Genomic DNA, 20,191 nt, shown 5'->3' on the forward strand with positions numbered 1-20,191 from the left:
GTGGCTCCGCGTCCTCTGGCGCTGTTGGCAATCCTCGACCCCCTACCAACTCAGCCACCATACGACCGCACAAGGCCTCACCATCCCCGCGCCCAAACCGGCTTGATGACTGGGGGCTTGACACAGGGTGTCTCATGCCTCGCCCCCCAGGACGTCTTGGATTTGCCCGACCGTCTGCTGCAGACGCTCCGGGTGGAGACTCTCGAGGCTGAGGGTGGCGGCCTTCCCGCCACCGCCCTGCGCCCTGATCAAGAGCGAAGGGAGGCGTTCGAAGTACGGCCGAAGCAGCATGAGCACCGTTTCCCCCACGACCACACCGCCGCCGTGCGCGAGGACCTGGATGAGAATGTTGGTCTGCTCGATCCCGGCGGCCCGGGCACCCGGGCCGGTCGGGGCTTCGGCCAGCGTGGCCCGCACGTCGGTCTCTCTGTTCAATGTTCTGCAGAGATCGCGAGTGAGGTCCTGCAAAGCCTCGGCGGAGAGCGCATCCGCCTGAACGGAAAGGGTCACGCTCATCGCCACACCTCGTGCCGTTTCCACAACCCCCGACGCCCGCTCATCGTACCCGGAGACTTACGCGCTGACCCCGACCCCCCCTTCCGTCAGAAGAACCGGGCCAGGCCGTTCATCCGAATCCCTGCCCGGCGTCGCCGCGGCGCCGGTCCGGGCCTCCCCGGACGACCGCCGGCGTCGAGCGCACCGGGCCGGGACGCCTCCGCGGCGGTCAGTTCTCGCCCAGCCCCCACAAGTCGCCGACAGTAAATCCGTTGGGAAACGGATCGTCTGCGTCGACGACGTACTGGGCAAATCCCGTGATCCACGCCCGGCCGGACAGGCGCGGGATCACGGCGGCGTACGGCCCGACCGTGGTCTCCGCGATGAGACGGCCCGTGAACGTGGTCCCCAGGATCCCTTCGTGCACGAAATCCTCGTGGAGGGGCAGCGTCCCCTTGGCGTGGAGCGCGGCCATCCTGGCGCACGTCCCGGTCCCGCACGGGGATCGGTCTAAGGTTCCCGTCCAGGATGCCTGGCGAGACCAGTCGAGCGTCCCGGTGGAGACGATGACGGTGTTCTTCGCCGTGGCCCCGCGGCGCGTCGGCGGCGCGGTCAACTCCGCGATCGTGACCCCGGCGATCTTGGGGTTCTCGGGGTGCACCACGGGAAGCTGCTCTTTGGTCGCCGCCTTGACCATTTCGCCGATCCGGATGATGTCTCGGCCTTCGTCCGCCGTCAGGCGCAGCCCCACTTGGGACGCGTCGGCGATGACATAGAACATGCCGCCGTACGCCACATCGACCGTCACCGTGCCGAGTCCGCGCACCTCCACCTTGGTGTCGAGATGGACCGCAAACGCGGGCACGTTTTGAAACGTGACCTGGGTCACCTTGCCCTGGGCGACGGCCGCCTGAACCGCGATCAACCCCGCGGGGGTGTCGAGCGTCAGGTTCGTCACCGGCTCGACCGCCGGCACCATGCCGGTCTCGAGCAGGGCCGTCACGACGCAGATTGTATTGCTCCCGGACATCGGCGGATACTCGGTTTGCTCCATGATGACAAAGCCGGCGTCGGCCCCGGGCTGCGTCGCCGGTAAGATCAGGTTGCAGTTGGCGGCCGGATACCCTCGGGGTTCGCGCAGCATGCGCTTTCGAAGGTGGTCCGCATGGGTCTCCAGGTAGACTTTCTTCTCGAACATGGTGCGGCCGGGCACGTCGAGCACACCGCCCACGATGACGCGGCCGGGTTCTCCGCACGCGTGCAGATCCACCGCATGGATCATCGACGAAAACCGCACCGTCCACCCCCGGGATGACGACGTCTCGCTGCCACGCCCGTCCGGGGGCGGGGCTGCCCTCGCATGGTGCGGCAGGGTCTCCTGCGCGAACTCACTCCTGCAACTCAGGCCCCCGGCCCCCGCTCCATCGAGTGGGGCTGCCACCGGGCGAGGCCGGTCTGCGCCAGCACCGACGGGTTCACGCAGCTCATCGGCCACCGACCGCTTAAGACGAGGGCGATCTCCTGCCCCACCCGGCGCCAGCGGGCCGGGTCCATTCGCGCCGACGCCGACGCCACGTGTGGCGTGAGGATAACGTTGTCCATGCGCAGCAACGGGTTCCCGGCGGCCGGAGGCTCCTGCTCCAGCACGTCCAGCCCCGCGGCCGCGATCCACCCCTCGTCGAGCGCCCTGATGAGCGCCCCCTCGGCCACGGTCTGGCCGCGGCCCGTGTTGATGAACAGCGCCGTCCGCTTCATCGACCGGAAATGCTCATCGGTCAACAGACGGTGGGCATCCGCCGTCGCCGGAGCGTGCATGGAAACGATGTCGGAGCGCTGCAGGAGCTCGGACAATCCCACCGGCTCCACGCCCTGCTGGGTCATGACCAACTCCTCCACGTAGGGATCATGGGCTAGCATGTGCACTCCGAACCCCTTGGCCCGGATCGCGACGGCCCGCGCGACGTGCCCAAAGCCGATGAACCCGAGCGTCTGGCCCATCAACCTTGGAAACTGGGACAAGAGCGGTCGCCCCTCTCGCCATCGCCCTTCTCGCACGAACCGGTCCATGACGACCACCCTGCGGAACGTGGCCAGGATCAGCATCATGGCGTGGTCTGCGACTTCTTCGATGAACGTGTCGGGGACGTTGGTCACCGGGATCCCGCGCGACGTGGCGGCCGCGACGTCGACGGAGTCGACGCCGACGCTGCCGAGCGCGATCACCCGACACTTCCCGAGCCCGGCGATGATGCTCCTGGTGATGGGCCGCCCCCCGCCGATCAGCGCGTCGGCGTCGCGCGCGACGCCCAGGAACGCCTCGTCGTCAGGGCCTGGGATTTCCACCAACTCCGCCCCGAGCGCGCCGAGCGCGTCCTCGACACCCGCCCCGAGCGCCGCCCGCACCGTCGTCACGACCTTGACCCGTGGCACGCCCGCCTCCTGGTGGTCGACATGGTCCTGGTCTGTTAACTACTCTTCGGAGGCGCACTCCCCTTTGTCCGGTCGCGCACGAGGACCCGTCGGCGCTGCCACCTAAGTCATTGTCGACGCGAATCGGGGGTGCATCTACCGTGCTGATGTACGACGTGACCAGCGAGCGCAACATGATGATGCGGCTCCACGACGGGACGAAACTCGCCTCTGATGTCTATCGTCCGTCCAGCGGCGGCCCGTGGCCCGTGCTGCTCGAACGCACGCCGTACGACAAGCTCGGCCCCGCCGGGGTCATGGCCGCGAAGTTCTTCGCCAGCCACGGCTACGCGGTCGTCATCCAGGACGTGCGGGGGCGCTTCGCGTCGGAGGGCGAGTGGTACCCGTTCGGCAACGAGGGCCCCGACGGGGTCGAGGCCGTCGCATGGGTGCGCGCGCAGCCGTGGTGCGACGGGCGGGTCGCGACGATCGGTCTGTCCTATTCGTCCTGCACGCAAACCGGCCTCGCCGCCATGAACCCGCCCGGGCTCGCCGCGCAGTTCGTCAGCCACGGGTTCCACAACTACCACACCGCCTCGATGCGGCAGGGCGGCGCGCTTGAGGTCCGCTTCTTCATCTACGCGTTCATGATGGCGACGACGTCGAACGAGGTCGCCGCCGACCCCGTGAAGCGCGCGGCGATGCGGCAGGCGTGGGCGGACATCCGGTCGTGGCTCGGGCGGCACCCGCTGAAGCCCGGCCTGAGCCCCCTTCGCCATGTTCCGTCCTACGAGCGGTGGCTGATGGATATCTGGCAGCACGGCGAGTACGACGACTACTGGCGCAGCCGGCCGGCGTACTCGATCGACGACCTGTACGATCGGCACGCGGACGTGCCGATCTATCTGCTGGGCAGTTGGTACGATTCGTACGCGCGGTCGACCGTCACGAACTACGTCGAGCTCGGCCGCCGCAAGAAGGGGCCCGTACGCCTCGTGATGGGCCCGTGGATCCACGGCGGCGGCAACATCGACCTCTCGTACTCCGGCGACGCCGAGTTCGGGCCGGACGCCCCGCTCGGCTACAACTACTTTCGCCTGCGGTGGTTCGACGCGGTGCTGAAAGGGCAGCATCACGGCGTGCTGGACAGCCCGCCGGTCCAGATCTTCGTCATGGGCGGCGGTTCGGGGCGCAAGATCGCGGGAACCAACAAGCTCGACGTCGGGGGGAGCTGGCGGTTCGAGCGGGAGTGGCCGCTCGCGCGCACCGAGTACACGCCGTTCTACCTGCAGCCCGGCGGGGGGGTGTCGCCAACGCCGCCGCCGGCCGGCGCCGCGCCGTCGCGCTACGTCTTCGACCCGAAGGATCCGGTGCCCACGATCGGCGGCAACATTTCGGTCGGCTACGACCTCATGCCCGGAGGCGGGTTCGACCAGCGAGGCGGCCCGCACGTGTTCGGGGCGAAGGACTCCCTCCCCCTCTCCGCGCGGCAGGACGTGCTGGTGTTCTCGACGCCGGTGCTGGATCGGGACGTCGAGGTCACGGGCACGGTCGTCGTCAAACTCTGGGCCGCGTCCACCGCGCCCGACACCGATTTCACGGCGAAGCTGATCGACGTGTACCCGCCGAACGCCGACTACCCGGACGGGTACGAGCTGAACATCGGCGACTCGATCATCCGCGCGCGGTACCGCCACTCGTGGGAAACGCCGGAGTTGATGGAGCCGGGCAAGGTCTACGAGTTCACGATCACGCTGTATCCCACGAGCCTGGTGTTCCAACGGGGACACCAGATCCGCGTGCACATCTCGTCGTCGAACTTTCCCCGGTTCGATGTCAACCCGAACACGGGCGGCCCGCTGGGTCGGGAGTTCGTGGCGCAGACCGCCGTTCAGACGATCTTCCACGACGCGGAGCGTCCGTCCCACGTCGTGTTGCCCGTGATCCCGCTGTAGGATTCCGGCGGCGGGCCCGGCCGCGAACGCGGCGGGCCCGCCCCTGTGTCTACCGGTACTTGTAGGCCACCACCTTGGGCTGGAGGAAGTTCAGCAGGTAGTCCGGTCCGCCCGCTTTGCTGTCCGTCCCGGACATGTTGAACCCGCCGAACGGGTGCGTCCCCACCATCGCCCCGGTGCACTTCCGGTTCAGATACAGGTTGCCGCACAGGAACTCGCGCCGCGCCTTGGCAAGCTTCTCCGGATTGCGCGAGTACACGGAACCGGTGAGTCCGAACGCCGTCCCGTTGGCGATCCTGAGCGCGTCGTCGAAGGTCTTCGCCGGGATCGCGGCGACCACGGGGCCGAAGATCTCCTCCTGCGCGATCCGCGCGTCCGGGGCGATGTCGAGGAACACGGTCGGCGCCAGGTAGTGACCGCCCTCCCGTGCGCGCCCCCCGCCGACGGCGAGACGCCCTTCGCGCTTGCCGACCTCGACGTATTCGAGGATCTTTTGCGCGGCCGGCGCGTTGATGACGGGGCCCGCCGGGAAGTTCTCCGGTCCCGGCCCCACCTCGAGGCGCCGCACCCGCTCGACCAGCATCTCCGTGAGCGGCTTGTACGCCTTCGGCGTCACGACCACGCGGGAGCCGGCGGAACACTTCTGTCCCTGATAGCCGTACCCCGAGGCCACCACGCCCGCGATCGCCTCGTCGAGATCCGCCTCGTCGTCGACGATGATCGCGTTCTTGCCGCCCATCTCAGCGATGATGCGCTTGAGCCAGATCTGGCTCGGCGGCGTTTTGGCCGCGAGCTCGAACAGGTGGGTGCCGACCTCCCGGGACCCCGTGAACGCGATCATGCGCACCTTGGGGTGGGTCGCGAGCCCTTCGCCCACCACCCCGCCCGGGCCCGGGATCAGGTTCAGCACCCCCGGCGGCAGCCCGGCCTCGGTCAGGGCGTCTAGGATCTGGTAGGCGACCGCGGCCGAATCGCTCGCGGGCTTCATCACCACGGTGTTGCCGGACACGATCGCGCCGACGGCCATCCCGGTGGGAATCGCCAGCGGGAAATTCCACGGCGAGATCACCGCGACGACCCCGATCGGGATGTACGTGTACTCGCTCATCTCGCCTTCGATCGGCGGCAGCGGCCGGCCCTGGGCGTACCGCAGGATCTCGCGCGCGTTGTACTCGACGAAGTCGATCGCCTCCGCGACGTCCCCGTCGGCCTCGGCCCAGTTCTTGCCGACCTCGTAGCACATCCACGCCGCCGCGCGCATGCGGCGGCGTCGAAGAATATGCGCCGCGCGCATGAGCAGCGCCGACTTCTCCTCGGCCGGCACCCACCGCCACGACTCGTAGGCGCGGGCCGCCGCCTGCACCGCGGCCTCCACATCCTCGGCGCCGGCCTGGTGGAGCACCGCCACCGCCTGCTCGGACTGCGACGGGTTCATCGACTGAAACGTCTTTGCACTGCGCACGGGCTTGCCGTCGATCCACAGCGGAAACTCGCGCCCGAGCTCGGCGCCGACCGATCGGACCGCCTCCAGCATCTCCCGCCGCGCCGCGTCGGTCGAGAAGTCACGGAACGGCTCGTTGCGAAACTGCTCCGGCAACATCATGAGCTCATCACTCCTTCGTGCGCCCCGATCACGCGGGGCGCGGCATGGGTCGGGGCGTGCTCCTCAGCGAGAACCGTCCCGCCGGACGGCGCGGGCGGACGCCGCAGCCGAGCGGGGCGCCGTCCCGAACGGGGCGGCGAGCGCCTGCGCGATCCGGTTCAGCCCCTCCTCGATCCGCGCCATCGACGTCGCATAGGACAACCGGAGGTAGCCCGGCGCTTCGAACGCCTCCCCCGGCACGACGGCCACGTGCGCCTGATCGAGAAGATGCTCCGCGAGCGCGAGCGACGTGGCGGGGCGGCCCCCCCGCCCGAGCACGCCGCGGAAGTCCGGAAACGCGTAAAACGCACCTTTCGGGGTCCCACACTCGACACCGGGAATCTCGTTGAGCCGCGCGACGATGTACTTCCGGCGGCGGTCGTATTCTGCGACCATCGCGGAGAGATCGATCCGAGCGGTCAGGGCGTGGAGCGCGGCCTTCTGCGCGATGGAGTTCGGGTTCCCCGCCAGGTGCGCCTGGATGTCCGTGATCGCCGACGCGATCGGCTTGGGCGCCGCCGCGTACCCGATGCGCCACCCGGTCATCGCATACGTTTTCGACATCGAGTTGAGGAGCACGATCTTGTCGCGCGCCTCGGGCCACGTCCCGGGCACGCAGGTGTGACGGGCTCCGTCGTAGACCATGCTCTCGTAAATCTCGTCGCTCAGCAGGTAGAACCCGTCGTGCTGCTTGGCCAGCGCGACCAGGCCGTCCAGCGTCTCGCGCGTGTACACGGCACCGGTCGGGTTGTGGGGCGAGTCGACGATGATCGCCCGGGTGCGCGGCCCGATCATCCGCGCGATCTGCTCGGGCCGCGGCTGCCAGTCGTCGCCCGCGTTCGTGGGCACCGCGATCGGCACCGCGCCCGCAAGCCGCACCTGCTCCGTGTACGAGACCCACGCGGGCACCGGGACCAAGACCTCGTCTCCCGGGTCGCAGAGCGTACGCAGCGCGAAGTAGAGCGCCGGCTTGCCTCCCGCGGTGATGACGACCTCCTCGGGGTCGTACGCGGCACCGTAGTCCTCTCGCAGGCGCGTTGCGACGGCCTCGCGCAGCTCCGGAATGCCCGCGGGGCCGGTGTACTTCGTGAAGCCCTCGCGGATCGCCGTGATCGCGGCCTCTTTGACCGGCTCCGGGGTGTCAAAATCCGGCTCGCCCGCGGCGAAGCTGAGGACGTCGACCCCCTTCCGTCTGAGCTGGCGCGCGCGGTCGTCCATCCCAATCGTCATCGACGGGGTGATCTCACGTGCGGCCTTAGACAGGTGCATCACCAGTCCCTCCGGGATCGTCTCGTTGGGCGGCCCGTCCGTGACGCGGCGCCGCCCGGTTGTTGGGGTATTCGCCGCTGACGGGACCGCTCCCCGTCGAACGTCCCGCGCGGTGGACGGCGCGCCGACACGAGGGTCAGCCACTGGACGCCGGGCGAGCGGTGGTCGCCCGGGCCCACAGCAGGCGGCCGAGCCCCACGAGCCCAGGCGGATAGAGCCGCATCACCGCCACGACCAAGAGCGCAAAGACCACCATGCGCAGCTGGCCGTAGGCACGGAGCGCCTCGGAGGCAACTTCCACGACGACGGCCCCCAGCACCGGCCCGGCCAGCGTGCGTTGGCCTCCGAGAATCACCATGATGATGATCAGCGCCATCTCGTCGAACTGCATCGCGACGGGACTCAGCAACCCGATGTAGTGGCCGTAGAGCGCGCCGGCGAGCCCGGCGATGCCGCTGCTCACGCCAAAGGCGAAGCGCTTCCACCGCACGGTGTTGACGCCGGCGGCGCGGGCGACGCCCTCGTCGTCTCGGATCGCCCGCAGCCGGTACCCGATCCGCGAGCGAAGCAACAGCGCGAGCGCCGCCACCGTCGCTGCGGCGCACGCCAGGAACGCCTCGTAGTAGGGCACCGGCGATGAGGTCGCGAGCAGCCTGGGCACCGCCAGGCCGAGATCCCCCCGGGTGACGCCGTACTCCATCGAGACGACGATTCGCGCCGACTCCGCGAACGCCCAGGTCGCGAGCGCCAGATAGAGCATGCGCATGCGCAGCGTGACCGTACCGAGACCGTAGCCCGCCGCGCACGCGAGCGCGCCTCCGCAGGCGACGCCGACGGGGATCGGCGCGCCCGTCCGGATCACGAGCAACGCCGACGCATACGCGCCGATCGCGGCAAACGTGTGATGTGCCAGCGAGAACAGCCCGGTGTAGCCGGCGATGAGGTTCCAGCTGGACGCCAGGATCACGTAGTAGCACGCGACGGTGAGCACGTGAATCTGGTAGCTGCCGAACGCGAGCGGCAACAACGCCGCCACGAGCAGCCCGCCGGCGAGCGCGGCCGGACCCCCGCGGCCGGCCGGGTCGTCCACCGGCGCTACGCCTCCCTGGCGCGCTCGCCCCACAGGCCCGTCGGACGGAACGCCAGAATCAGCAGCAACAGCCCGAATCCGTACACGTCCCGAAACGACGGAGCGATCAGCACCGAGCCCAGGCTCTCCACCAGTCCGAGCAACAGGCCGCCGACGACGCTGCCCGGCAGCGAGCCGAGGCCGCCGATCACGATGATCTCAAACCCCTTCACCGTGCTGAGCGCGCCGCTCTGCGGATAGACGAGAAACACCGGCGCGAGCAGCGCCCCCGCCGCTCCCGCCAACGCCACGCCGATCCCGAACGCGAGCATGTCGATCCGCGGCAGGCTGATGCCCGCACACAGCGCCCCGATCCGATTCTGCGCCACGCTCCGGAGCGCCAGGCCGAACCACGTCCGCCGCACCACCCAGTCGAACAGCGCCAGGAGCACCACCGCCCCGAGGAACGCGACGAACCGGCTCCCGTTGATCGGCAGCGGGCCGAGTTGGACCGGGGGCGCATAGTCGCGCGGGGAGAACTGGTACGGCCCGAACACCACCACGGCCAGATTCCGGAACAGCACCGTCAGGCTGATCGTCATGATCGTCGCGTACTCGTCCAACCGCTCGAGCCGGCCCGCAAACATCGGCTGGAGGAGCGCCCATTCAACGATCATGCCGAGCACGCCAACGCCAAGGATCGCGAGCGGCAGCGCGAGGTACCAGCGTGCCGGCCCGAGCCAATCGGCGAGCAAGAGATACTGCGCGTACCCGCCGATCATGTAGAACTCGCCCATCGCCCAGTTGATCATCTTCATGACGCTGTAGATGAACGTGATCCCGACCGCCATCAGGCAGTAGATCGCGCCGATGACCAAGCCGGCGAGCACGTATTGGGCGAGCAGGGTCGCATCCATCGCGCGCGTCCGTGGGGGCGGGTCCCGGTCCCTCCTTCGCAGCTTAGCGGGCCGCCTCGAACGTGCCCGTCTTCAACGCCGGCGGATAGAGGATCGGCGCCTGATCGTAGGTTTCGTCCTGTTTCGTGTACTGGAGGATCACGAGCGGCGGCGACCACTGGTGCCAGTACACGCCGGCTGCGCGGGGAAACGTCGCCCCGTTGCCGATCCACGTGTCGAATCGCCCCCGCTCGAGTTGCGCGATGATGCGCCGGGGGTCGCGGCTGCAGGCCTGGTTCATCGCCTCGGCGAGGATCACCGCGTCGCCGAACGAGTTCAGGTTGCTGTACACCGCGGTGGAGTGGAAGCGCTTTGCGTACTCGACGGCCGCCCACGTGCCGAGCGGGCTCAGCGCCATCCGGGGATGGAAGTACGAGATGAAGGCGAGCGACGTCCCCGTCGGGCCGAGGTTCTTCCAGTACTCCTCCGGGCGCACCGGGAAGTCGTAGGAGGCCAGCATCGGCGTCTGCGGGAACAGCCCGATGTCGTGCGCCTGCTTGATGATCAGATACGCCGGCGTCCCGACGCCGACGTTGAGCACGATGTCCGGCTTCTCCGCCTTGAACTTCAACAGCTGCGGCGTCAGGTCGGCCGAGGTGCGGTCGAAGATCACGGCGTCGAGCGTGATGTTGAGTTTCTTCTGGGCGATCAAGGTCTTTGTGGCCTCGGCGAGGCCGATCCCGTAGTCCGTGTTCTCCGCCAGCATCGCGACCTTATGCCAGCCCTGCGCCTGAATGAACCCGATCCAGGCGGCGGCACGATCCGGATCGACGGGGTGCGTACGGAAGACGGCCTGGAAGTGCTTGCCGGTAATGTCCGCCGCGGACGCCTGGGTGGAGATGTACGGCACGCCCGTCTCGTCCGCGAGCGGCGCGGTGGCGAGCATCGCGGAGCTGTGGAAGGCGCCAAACACGCCGACCGCGTGCTCCTCCGTCACCAGACGCCGGAAGCCGGCGACGGACTTCTCGGGCGTCCCGCTGTCGTCCTCGACGGCGACCGTCACCGGCGTCGCGGGAAGCGCACAGGACGTCTTCGGCCCGAACACCCCGCCCATCACCGTATTGATGTACTGTTCGCCGAGCTGTGCCCCCTGAACGATCAGCTGTCCGGCCGCCGGATCGCCGGGCGGCGACAGCGGCGTGAGCACGCCGAGCACGAGCGGACCCGACGTCGCACCCCAGCCGATCCCGGCGCCGGCCCCGCCGGCGAGCACGATCGCGATCACCGCGGCGACGATACCTCGCTGCATCCTCGTTCACCTCCAATCGCGTGTCATGCGAGCTCGGATCCGATCAACGCCTCCTGGACGATCCCGCGAAGGTCCGCCGCGAACGCCTCCCGCGGCCCTGCGCGCTGTACCCGCCCCATCGTGACCAAGTACACGTCGTCCGCCAAGGCTACGGCCTCGGTGATGTTCTGGTCCACGAGCAGCATCGTGATCCCGAGCGCCCGGCTTCGGTGCAGCAGCCCGTAAACGTCCTCGGCGATGCGCGGCGCCAGCCCCACGGTCGGTTCGTCCACGAGCAGCAGCGACGGCATGGCGACCAGCTCCTTCGCGATCGACAGCATGCGAAGCTGGCCGCCGCTGAGCACGGCGGCGCGGGCCCGGCGGAGTCCCGCGAGGGCGGGGAACAGGTCGTAGACCCGCGCGATCCCCTCGCGGAGGCGGGTGCGATCGTGCCGAATCGTCCATCCGCCGACGCGCAGCGTCTCGTCCACCGTCATCTGTGGAAACGTGCTCGTGCCCTGCGGCACGTAGCCGATGCCCAGCCGCTTGCGCTCGTCCGGTTGCAGCCGCTGGATCTCGCGCGCCCCGACGAGCACGCGGCCGCTCCGCGGCTGCAGCAGACCGAACACGACGCGGAGCAACGTCGATTTGCCCGCGCCGTTTGGGCCGATCACCGCCGTGATGCGTCCCGCCCCCGCGCGCAGCGTAAGACCGTCGAGAATGTCGATGCCCTCGTGGTATCCGGCGACGACCTGATCGACCCACAGCATCACGCGGCCACCCCCACCCAGAGGAACGGGGTCGCACGCACGCGGCTACGCGCGAGGGACCGCGGCAAGCTCGACCCCGGTCCGGCCCAGGTACGCTTCCACGACGCGGGGATCGCGCGCCACCTCGGCCAGCGCGCCGTCGGCGATCCACGATCCGTTGTGCATCACGGAGACCCGGCGGGCCAGCCGTCCGAGCACCGCCATCTCGTGGCTGACGATGAGAAACGCGACCCCCTGGGTCCGGTTGACCTCGAGGATCGTGTCGATCATCCGCTCCTTGATCGCGGGGTGGACGCCGGCAAACGGCTCGTCCAGCAGGCAGCACACCAACGGCTCGGCGGCGAGGCAGCGGGCGAGTTGGAGCAGCATCGCCTGGCCGCCGGACAGCACCCGTGCCTCCATGTGCGCCAGCGTCTCGAGCCGCACCACGCGGAGCAGTGCGCCGGCGCGGTCCCGCGCCGCGGACCACGAGGCCCGGCCGTGGTCCGCGCACGCGGGCAGGAGTACGTTCTCAAGCACCGTCATGTGGCGGCAGACCCGCGGGAGTTGAAACGTCCGGGCGAGCCCGAGCGCGGCGACCCGGTCGGGCGGCCACCCGGCGATGGACCGGCCCCCGAGCACGATCTCGCCTCCGTCCGGCGCCACCTGCCCGCCGATGAGGTTGAGCAGGGTCGTCTTGCCGGAGCCGTTGGGTCCGATCAACCCCCGGATCTCGCCGCGCGTCACGGTGGTCGAGACGTCCCACACCGCGGCGACGCCGCCGAACGTCTTGCGCAGGCGGTCCACGACCAGCAGCGGCTCAGTCACGCTGGAGTGTTCGCCGCTCCACATCCACGGTCCCCCGCCCCTTGTCGCGCCACAAGATGACGTTAATGAGGATCAGCATGGGCACCGCGTACATCATCTGCCCCATCACCCACATCAGGGCGCCGCCGAGCTTCAGGTCGTCAAGCGGCGACAGGCCCCACAGGCGCCCGACATCGGTATACGGCGTATAGAACGGGCGGCCGGCGAACGCGAGCGCGAATCCGAGCACGAAGTTGACCACGTCCGCACCCAAGAGCAGCGCGAGGCGAAGCCCGTACGACGCCCGGACGAGCGCCGGGGCGGGAGACACGATGACGCCCCAGAAGATGAGGCCCGCCGTGACGAACGTCGCGTGCTCCATCGCGTGGATCCAGGGGGAGCGAAGCGCCGCATCGTACGCCGCCGGCAGGTGCCACGCGAGCAGCACGCCGTTGTACACCACGAACGCCGGCACGGGCGCCCACAGGGCGCGCAGCACCCGCCGCAGGGCGGGCCGCTGAAACACCCACCCGAGCAACGTCGGGGGCACCGCGAGGGCGAGCAACGGCGGCGCGACGAGCAGCAGCAGCATGTGCTGCAGCATGTGGAGCGTGAACAGGTACGCGGCACCGCGGTCGAGCGGAGACACGAGCGCCAGGGTGAGGGCAAGGTACCCGACCGAGAAGTACCAGATCTGACGGCGCCGCGGCGGAAATCGCGCCGCGATCCACACATACGCGAGCGCGCCAGCCACGAGCGCGCCCAGCACCATCGGGTCGGCGTTCCAATCGGTCCAGCGGAGTGTGACGATGGACGCGCCTGGCCTACCGGCCGATCCAGTTTCTACCCCGATCCACCGCGCAGGTCAGCTTCAGCAGCGCCATGCGGATGTACATGCCCGCCTCGGTTTGATCGAAGATGATCACGCGGGGGTCCGCGTCCACGGACGTCGGCAGCTCGGAGTGAACCCCTTCGACCCGGGGGAGCGGGTGCATCACGATCGCGTTCGCGGGAAGCTCGCCGAGGATCTCCGGCGTCACGACAAACGCGTCGCGCACACGCTCGTACGTGCGTTGATCGTCTCCGAACCGCTCCTTTTGGATGCGCGTCACGTACAGTACGTCCGCGCCGCGGATGCCGTCCGCGAGATCGTCGGTCTGCATCACGGGCACCTTGTGGCGGCGCAGGTAGGCGAGCAGATCGTCCTTCATCTGCACCGCGGGCGGCGCGACCATGCGCACCGCGACGCCCCGGTACTTCGCCAGCAGGTAGCACAACGACCGCGCGGTCCGGCCGTTCATCAAGTCTCCCGCGACCGCGACCGTGACCCCGTCCAGCGTCCCGCGATGGCGCCAGATCGTGTAGGCGTCCAGCAGCGCCTGCGTCGGGTGCTGGCCCGGCCCGTCGCCGGCGTTGAACACGGGGATCGGCCGCCGCGTCCGCCCGTCGAGGGCGACCGAGGCCGCACGCTCCGCGGCGCCTTCCTGATAGTGGCGGATCACGATCGCGGCGGGGCGGTACCGGCAGACGACGCGGATCGTGTCTTCGATCGATTCACCCTTCGCGGCCGATGAAAACTCCCGTGCCGCCTCCGACGAGAGCACGCGCCCCCCGAGGTGGTAGGTGGCAAACTCGAACGACAGCCGCGTGCGCGTGCTGGGCTCGTAGAACAGGGTCAGGACGATCTTGCCCTTGAGGAGGTTGCTGCCCCCCGCGTCGATGATCTCCTCGGCGAGTCGAGCTTCCCGAAACACGCGGTCCAACGCCTGAGGATCGAACTGCTGAGCGCGCAGGACGTGGGGCCATCCGGCCCAGAGGTGGAGCGTGGCTGGCGCCGCCATACCATGACGACTGTTCGCGCCGGGGTCCCGCCGGCCCTCCCGCCGGGACCCAGGGGCGCGCCCCATCGAAGGAGAATTGCTCCCGCGATAACCGGACACGAAGGAGGCGTGACGTATGGTCCCGCCTGCAGGGACCCCCGCGTACCAGGATCTCCTGATCGCCCATTTGATCGCCTGGAGCCGGCACGATATCGAAGCGATCATGGGCATGATGACCCACGACTGCATCTTCGAGACCTCGGGCGGCCCGGATCCGTGGGGCCGCCGGTACGAGGGGCAGGCGGCCGTGCGGGAGGCGATCGAGGAGATCTTCGAGATGCTGTCCGACGTCCGCTACACCAACGCGCGGCACACGGCGTGCGGCGACCGGGGGGTGTCGGAGTGGACGATGATCGCCACTCGACCGGACGGCAGCCGCATCGAAGCCCGAGGGTGCGACTTGTTCGAGTTCCGGGACGGGAAGATCCACCGCAAGGACTCCTACCGCAAGCGCCGCGTCGCGCGGTAGCGCCGGCGATCGCGCGAGCCGATCGGCCCGACGGGGACCTCCCCGCGCGGGTGCGCCCGTCACTCCGCGAGCCTGCCGTCGCCGCCGGCCCACTTGCGGGCGGCGCGACACGGCGTCGAACGTCCCCGCGCGGTCGCCGCGGCTACCCGCAAACCGCCCCCTGAGCAGACGACGACACGAGCTTCGCGTACTTGGCCAGCGCGCCGGTGCGGTAGCGCGGTTCAGGGGCCGTCCACGCGCGCAGGCGCGCCTTGACGTCGTCAGGCGGCACGTCCAGATCGAGCCGCCGGTTCGGCACATCGATGCTGACGATATCGCCGTCCCGCACGATCGCGATCGGACCTCCGTGCGCGGCCTCGGGCGCCACGTGCCCGATCACCAACCCGTGCGAACCGCCGGAGAAGCGACCGTCGGTGACGAGCGCCACGTCCTCACCGAACCCTGCGCCGTACAACGCGCCGGTGACGGAGAGCATCTCGCGCATGCCGGGGCCCCCTTTCGGGCCTTCGTTCCGGATGATCACGACGTCGCCGCGCGACAGGCGGTGGTGGACCACCGCGTCCATCGCGTCTTCCTCCCGCTCGAACACGCGCGCCGGACCGCGGAGGACCTGACGCTTGACGCCGGCCGTCTTGATGACGGCACCCTCCGGCGCGAGCGTCCCGGACAACACGGCGAGCGTACCGCTCGGTTCCATCGGGCTGCCGATCGGGTGCACGATCTGCTGATTCGCCGGGCGCCGCACGTCGCGCAGGTTTTCGGCCATCGTCTTGCCGGTGACGGTCAGCACGTCGCCGTGCAGGTACCCGCCCTCGAGCAGTTCGTGCAGCACGACCGGGACGCCGCCGATCCGGTCGAGGTCCACCATCAGGTATCGGCCGCCGGGGTGCATGTCCGCGATGCGGGGGGTCTTGCGGCTGATCCGATCGAAGTCCGCCAGCGCGAGCTCCACCCCCGCCTCTCGAGCAATCGCCAGCAGGTGCAGCACCCCGTTCGTCGAGCCCCCCATCGCGACCAGCGTCGTGATCGCGTTCTCAAACGCCCGGCGCGTGAGGATGTCGCGCGGACGGATGCCGTCGCGCAGCAGCCGCACCGCAGCGTGACCGACCTGCCGGCATACCTCGGCGCGGCGCGGGTCGAGCGCCGGCACCGAGGCGCTGCCCGGCAGACACATGCCGAGCGCTTCGATGCACGACGCCATCGTGTTTGCCGTGTACAACCCGCCGCACGATCCGGCGCCCGGGCACGCCACGCACTCCAGGTGGTACAGTTGCTCGTCGGTCATCTTCCCCTCGGCGTGAGCGCCCACCGCCTCGAAGACGTCCACGATCGTGACGTCACGGCCCTCGAACTGGCCGGGCATGATCGTGCCGCCGTACAGGAACACGCCTGGCACGTTGAGGCGGGCTAGCGCGAGCACCATCCCGGGCAGGCTCTTGTCGCACCCCGCGATCGCGACAAGACCGTCGAACGCCTCCGCGATCACCATCAGCTCCACGGAGTCGGCGATGATCTCGCGGCTCACGAGCGACGCCTTCATCCCCTCGTGCCCCATGGAGATCGCGTCACTCACCGCGATCGTCCCAAACTCGATCGGCGTCCCGCCGGCCGCCCGCACGCCTTCCTTCACCAGCCGCGCGTCGACATTCAGGTGCAGGTTGCACGGCGTCACCTCGTTCCACGAGGACGCCACCCCAAACTGCGGCCGCGCGAGATCGTCGTCCTTCAGGCCGGTGGCCCGCAGCATCGCCCGGTGCGGGGCGCGCTCGGGTCCTTCCGTCACCGCCGACGAGCGGCGCTTCATGTCGGTCGTCGTTCTGGCCATCTGCGCTGGGCCTCCTGTCGGAAGTTTCCGCACACACAGTATCGGCAGGCGCGCGGGGCGGTCATCCCGCCCTTTCTCCGACGCGTGGGGTGGGCCCTGCCGCGAACGCTAGCGGGGGCGCCGGGACGACGACGCCGGGACCGTCCCGTTCGTCGATCCCTGACCGGCTTGCCCGAGGACGACAAACTCGCGGGCCAGGCGCGCGCGCACCGCCTGCCCGGTCGCGAGGTCCCAGCAGTTCACGATCGCCAGCCGGAATCCTCCCGGCGGCATCGCGTGCTGTTCGGGCGGCTTGCGCGGATCGAAGGTGATCTGGATGCTCGACACGCCGGCGACCGCCCGCAGCGCGCGGACGACCTCGGGGGAGATCCAGTAGCGCCGGCCGTGGGCACCGAACAACACGATGCTGTACCCGCGCCGGGGGCGGGTGTCGAACCGCCACCGCCGGTGTGCGTACAGGTCCACGACGCTTTCGAGCCACCCGGGTCCGTTGAGATCGACCCACTGCTCGGACATCCGGAGGTGGCATTCGATGATGGCCCCACCGATCGACTCGAAGTTCACGATCCCGGTGAACCCGCGCAGATGGCGCCGGATCCACCGCCCGCAATACGCTTCGAGCTTGGGGAGCCGGCGGGCGAGCACGGACCAATAGTCGAAGGTCCCGCCCGGCAGGCGCTTCCCCTCGGTGTGGCTCCACCACCGCGGCGTCCCGCGCACGAGCGCGACGTCCGTGCTGATGTGTCGCCCCCTGAACAGCGTCATCCACAGATGCCCGGGCGTGAAGCGCGCGTCGAGTTCGGCGCCGGAGCGGATCACGACGCTGCCGGCGCCCATGCCGTGCAGGTTCATGATCGGCTTGCTGAACACGGGGAACCGCGCGGGCGCAACGCCGTGCGGGGCGTGCACGATCCCCTGACTCTCGCAGATGAAGAGCTTGTCGTGCACGTGCCGATACCGAGGAAACAGTCGCCAGGCGGCGGGGTCGTCGATCGGGATCTCGACCGAGGCCGGGCATGCGACGCCTTCGAAGTACTGCCACCGCCACGGGTCGACCCCGGGAAACGCGGTTCGGTCCGGAGGTGGGGGCTCGTCCTGCAGGTTGTACAGCTCGAGCAGCGCCTCCCGGGGATCGCCGGCGCCGTTCTCACGGGTCCGTGCCGGCACAGCGACGGACCGCCCCGCGGCGCGGAGCTCTCGGGTGCGACCTGATAATGACCCGAGCGCGGTACTCATGCCGGTCGGGCGGCCGCGGGGAGATCCGCCGTACCCGTCCCCACGCCCACCTCGGCCAGAAGCGCGCGCAGTGTCTCGCGCTGGGGCGGCGACAGGGGGGAGACGGGCAGTCTCGCCGGACCCACCGGCAGGCCGCGAATCTCCATCGCTTCCTTGACGACCACCGGGAAGCTGCCGAGGTCGAATGCGTTCCGCAGCACCGCCAGCCGGGCCTGGAGCGCGCGCCCCGTTTCCAGATCGCCGCTGCGCACCGCGTCGTAGATTCCGACGGCCAGTTCCGGGGCCGCGCTCGCCGTGGCCGCAACCGCGCCCGGGAGCGCGTTCACGAGCGCCGAGAAGACCAGCGTGTCGCGGCCGACAAACACGGCGAACCCCGGCGGACACACCGCGGCGTAGGTCAACGCCTGGCTGAGGTCCCCGGTGCTATCCTTGATCCCGACGAAGTGGGCGAACTCGCGGGCGAGGGCCGCCGCGGTTTCCGGGGCCACGTTGTTGCCGGTGCGAGCGGGGTTGGTGTACGCGAGCACCGGGATCCGCACCGCGCGGAGCACCGCCCGGTAGTGCGCGGCGATCTCTGCTTGGGTCAGCTTGATGAAGTACGGGGTGACCAGGGACAGCGCGTCGGCGCCGTTGGCTTGCGCGTCGCGCGACAGCGCGACGGTCTCGGCCGTCGTCACGGCCCCGGTCCCGATCATCACCGGTACCCGGCCCCGCACCGCGTGGACGTACGCGCGCGTGAGCCTCGACCGCTCCTCGAACGACAGGGCAAACGACTCGCCTTGGCTTCCGATCCCGAAGATCCCATGCACCCGGCGGGAGAGCAGCCAGTCCACGATCTCCGCCTGCGCGCCGAGATCCAGCTCCCCCTGCGCGGTGAACGCGGTCGGAACCGCGGGATAGATGCCAACAAACCGGATACCGCCCATTGCATGCCTCCCCCCATTGTCCGGGGCGTTCCCTCGATCTTTCATGACACGCCTTCATACGCCGACTCACGCCGGCTCTCCTGTCGGCGCCCCGCGGACGGGACGGCGGGCGACAGGCCCGCAGGCCGTCCGGGTCGAACCGTGCACCCCATGACGCGCGCCGCGCCCCGCTCGGAGACCGCGAGGCGGGCTGGTGGCCCGGCCCCCGCGGCGACGGCCGTTGCCGTCGCCGCGTTCCTGACGATGCTGCTGCCGGCCGGTGTGCCGGCCGAACCGACCGCGGCGCCCGCGATCACGTTCATCCACATGGCCGGTCCGACGACCGGCTGGGCCCGCACCAACACCCGGTTGCTCCGCACCGACGACGGCGGCGTCCACTGGACGGACGTGACACCGCCGGGCCGCGCCTCGATCGCCGACGCCGCGCACGCGTTTCTCGGCGGATCCGCCGCGTGGATCGCCGTCGCGCCCGGTGCGGCGGCCACGGTCGACGTCTTCCGCACGACAAACGGCGGCCGGACGTGGCGCCGGGCGGTCGCGACCGCCCAGAACGTGGGACAGATGGTGTTCGCCGACGCGCGTCGCGGGTGGATGACGGTCGATCTCGATAACGCGATGAGCTCGGAGGCGCTGCGCCTGCTACACACCGAGGACGGCGGCGTCACCTGGACCGAGGTCGCCCGTACCGACCTCCCCGTCGATCCGGTGCGCAGCGGGCTTCCGATCAGCGGCGACAAGTCAGGGTTCGCGTTCCTCGACGCGACCACCGGATGGATCACGGGGTACGTCCCGAGGGACAACTACACGTATCTGTACACGACGACGAACGGCGGGCGCACGTGGCGGTTCGAGACCCTGCCGCTGCCGACCGGCATGGGGACGGTCCAAGTCGGGCTCAACCCGCCAGCGGTCTTCGCCCCGAGCGAGGCCGTGCTGACGGCGCAGCTCAACGGGGCGCGGGTGCCGCTCACGCTCGTGTACGTCACGCACGACGCCGGTGCCCACTGGGTCTTCACGGCGCCGGTCCCGGCGAACACGCCGGTGTCATCGTTCCTCACCGCGCGCGTCGGGTGGATGTCGAGCGGTACGACGCTGTACGCCACTCGGGACGCAGGGCACCATTGGACCATCGAGCCGCCGAGCGGCGTTTTTCGCGACGTCGCGGAACTGGATTTCGTCTCGGAGACCGCCGGATGGGCGGTCATCCGCAGCGCGCCGTTTCTGTTGAAGACGTCCGATGGCGGACGCACGTGGGCGCCCGTACGGTGATGCGGCT

The 20,191-nt window shown here is 69.7% G+C and carries 18 protein-coding genes; 3 read left to right on the top strand and 15 right to left on the bottom strand.

Features of this window, described 5'->3' with window-relative positions; genetic code table 11:
• Nucleotides 1-132: 132 nt before the first annotated feature.
• The 3 genes from VKZ50_00850 to VKZ50_00860 all read right to left on the bottom strand — a co-directional run bounded on the left by VKZ50_00850 (nt 133) and on the right by VKZ50_00860 (nt 2,925).
• The gene (locus VKZ50_00850; GenBank protein ID HLJ58262.1) at nt 133-516 is read right to left on the bottom strand and encodes a hypothetical protein; all 384 of its coding nucleotides are present in this window, start codon (nt 514-516) and stop codon (nt 133-135) included.
• 208 nt (nt 517-724) lie between these two features.
• Complete coding sequence (locus VKZ50_00855; GenBank protein HLJ58263.1) at nt 725-1,792, bottom strand: proline racemase family protein; 1,068 nt, start codon at nt 1,790-1,792, stop codon at nt 725-727.
• Between the two features lie 104 nt (nt 1,793-1,896).
• Nucleotides 1,897-2,925 (bottom strand): C-terminal binding protein, encoded by a 1,029-nt coding sequence (locus tag VKZ50_00860; GenBank protein HLJ58264.1) that lies wholly within the window; start codon nt 2,923-2,925, stop codon nt 1,897-1,899.
• Between the two features lie 146 nt (nt 2,926-3,071).
• Here VKZ50_00860 and VKZ50_00865 point away from each other — a divergent pair, with 146 nt between their 5' ends.
• The gene (locus VKZ50_00865; GenBank protein HLJ58265.1) at nt 3,072-4,859 is read left to right on the top strand and encodes a CocE/NonD family hydrolase; all 1,788 of its coding nucleotides are present in this window, start codon (nt 3,072-3,074) and stop codon (nt 4,857-4,859) included.
• Between the two features lie 49 nt (nt 4,860-4,908).
• Here the strand turns inward: VKZ50_00865 and pruA are convergent, their stop codons facing one another.
• From pruA to pyrB, 9 genes are all read right to left on the bottom strand, one after another.
• Nucleotides 4,909-6,462, bottom strand: coding sequence for an L-glutamate gamma-semialdehyde dehydrogenase (pruA, locus tag VKZ50_00870; GenBank protein HLJ58266.1), 1,554 nt, complete (start codon nt 6,460-6,462; stop codon nt 4,909-4,911).
• Between the two features lie 63 nt (nt 6,463-6,525).
• On the bottom strand, nt 6,526-7,770 hold the full coding sequence (locus VKZ50_00875) for a pyridoxal phosphate-dependent aminotransferase (protein HLJ58267.1): 1,245 nt from the start codon (nt 7,768-7,770) through the stop codon (nt 6,526-6,528).
• Nucleotides 7,771-7,906: 136 nt separating this feature from the next.
• Nucleotides 7,907-8,860, bottom strand: coding sequence for a branched-chain amino acid ABC transporter permease (locus VKZ50_00880; GenBank protein ID HLJ58268.1), 954 nt, complete (start codon nt 8,858-8,860; stop codon nt 7,907-7,909).
• 5 nt (nt 8,861-8,865) lie between these two features.
• On the bottom strand, nt 8,866-9,756 hold the full coding sequence (locus VKZ50_00885; GenBank protein ID HLJ58269.1) for a branched-chain amino acid ABC transporter permease: 891 nt from the start codon (nt 9,754-9,756) through the stop codon (nt 8,866-8,868).
• A gap of 43 nt (nt 9,757-9,799) precedes the next feature.
• Complete coding sequence (locus VKZ50_00890; protein HLJ58270.1) at nt 9,800-11,044, bottom strand: ABC transporter substrate-binding protein; 1,245 nt, start codon at nt 11,042-11,044, stop codon at nt 9,800-9,802.
• A gap of 23 nt (nt 11,045-11,067) precedes the next feature.
• A complete protein-coding gene (locus tag VKZ50_00895; protein ID HLJ58271.1) occupies nt 11,068-11,793 on the bottom strand; it encodes an ATP-binding cassette domain-containing protein in 726 nt (241 codons plus the stop codon).
• Between the two features lie 45 nt (nt 11,794-11,838).
• Nucleotides 11,839-12,600: an ABC transporter ATP-binding protein gene (locus VKZ50_00900; GenBank protein ID HLJ58272.1), complete on the bottom strand. Its 762-nt coding sequence runs from the start codon at nt 12,598-12,600 to the stop codon at nt 11,839-11,841.
• A complete protein-coding gene (locus VKZ50_00905; GenBank protein ID HLJ58273.1) occupies nt 12,593-13,351 on the bottom strand; it encodes a cytochrome c oxidase assembly protein in 759 nt (252 codons plus the stop codon). The genes VKZ50_00900 and VKZ50_00905 overlap by 8 nt, the downstream gene beginning before the upstream one ends.
• Before the next feature lie 52 nt (nt 13,352-13,403).
• Nucleotides 13,404-14,486 (bottom strand): aspartate carbamoyltransferase, encoded by a 1,083-nt coding sequence (gene pyrB, locus VKZ50_00910; GenBank protein ID HLJ58274.1) that lies wholly within the window; start codon nt 14,484-14,486, stop codon nt 13,404-13,406.
• A 49-nt stretch (nt 14,487-14,535) separates the two neighbouring features.
• Here pyrB and VKZ50_00915 point away from each other — a divergent pair, with 49 nt between their 5' ends.
• On the top strand, nt 14,536-14,928 hold the full coding sequence (locus VKZ50_00915; protein ID HLJ58275.1) for a nuclear transport factor 2 family protein: 393 nt from the start codon (nt 14,536-14,538) through the stop codon (nt 14,926-14,928).
• A 142-nt stretch (nt 14,929-15,070) separates the two neighbouring features.
• Here VKZ50_00915 and ilvD read toward each other — a convergent pair whose 3' ends face one another.
• From ilvD to VKZ50_00930, 3 genes are all read right to left on the bottom strand, one after another.
• Nucleotides 15,071-16,753 (bottom strand): dihydroxy-acid dehydratase, encoded by a 1,683-nt coding sequence (ilvD, locus tag VKZ50_00920; GenBank protein ID HLJ58276.1) that lies wholly within the window; start codon nt 16,751-16,753, stop codon nt 15,071-15,073.
• Nucleotides 16,754-16,861: 108 nt separating this feature from the next.
• The gene (locus tag VKZ50_00925; protein HLJ58277.1) at nt 16,862-17,920 is read right to left on the bottom strand and encodes a hypothetical protein; all 1,059 of its coding nucleotides are present in this window, start codon (nt 17,918-17,920) and stop codon (nt 16,862-16,864) included.
• Nucleotides 17,921-17,985: 65 nt separating this feature from the next.
• A complete protein-coding gene (locus VKZ50_00930; GenBank protein ID HLJ58278.1) occupies nt 17,986-18,915 on the bottom strand; it encodes a dihydrodipicolinate synthase family protein in 930 nt (309 codons plus the stop codon).
• A gap of 150 nt (nt 18,916-19,065) precedes the next feature.
• On the opposite strand from VKZ50_00930, the gene VKZ50_00935 reads away from it, so the two are divergent.
• Nucleotides 19,066-20,184, top strand: a complete 1,119-nt coding sequence (locus VKZ50_00935) for a hypothetical protein (GenBank protein ID HLJ58279.1) — start codon at nt 19,066-19,068, stop codon at nt 20,182-20,184.
• Nucleotides 20,185-20,191 lie beyond the last annotated feature (7 nt).

This window comes from bacterium (genome assembly GCA_035295165.1).
Taxonomy (GTDB): domain Bacteria; phylum Sysuimicrobiota; class Sysuimicrobiia; order Sysuimicrobiales; family Segetimicrobiaceae; genus JAJPIA01.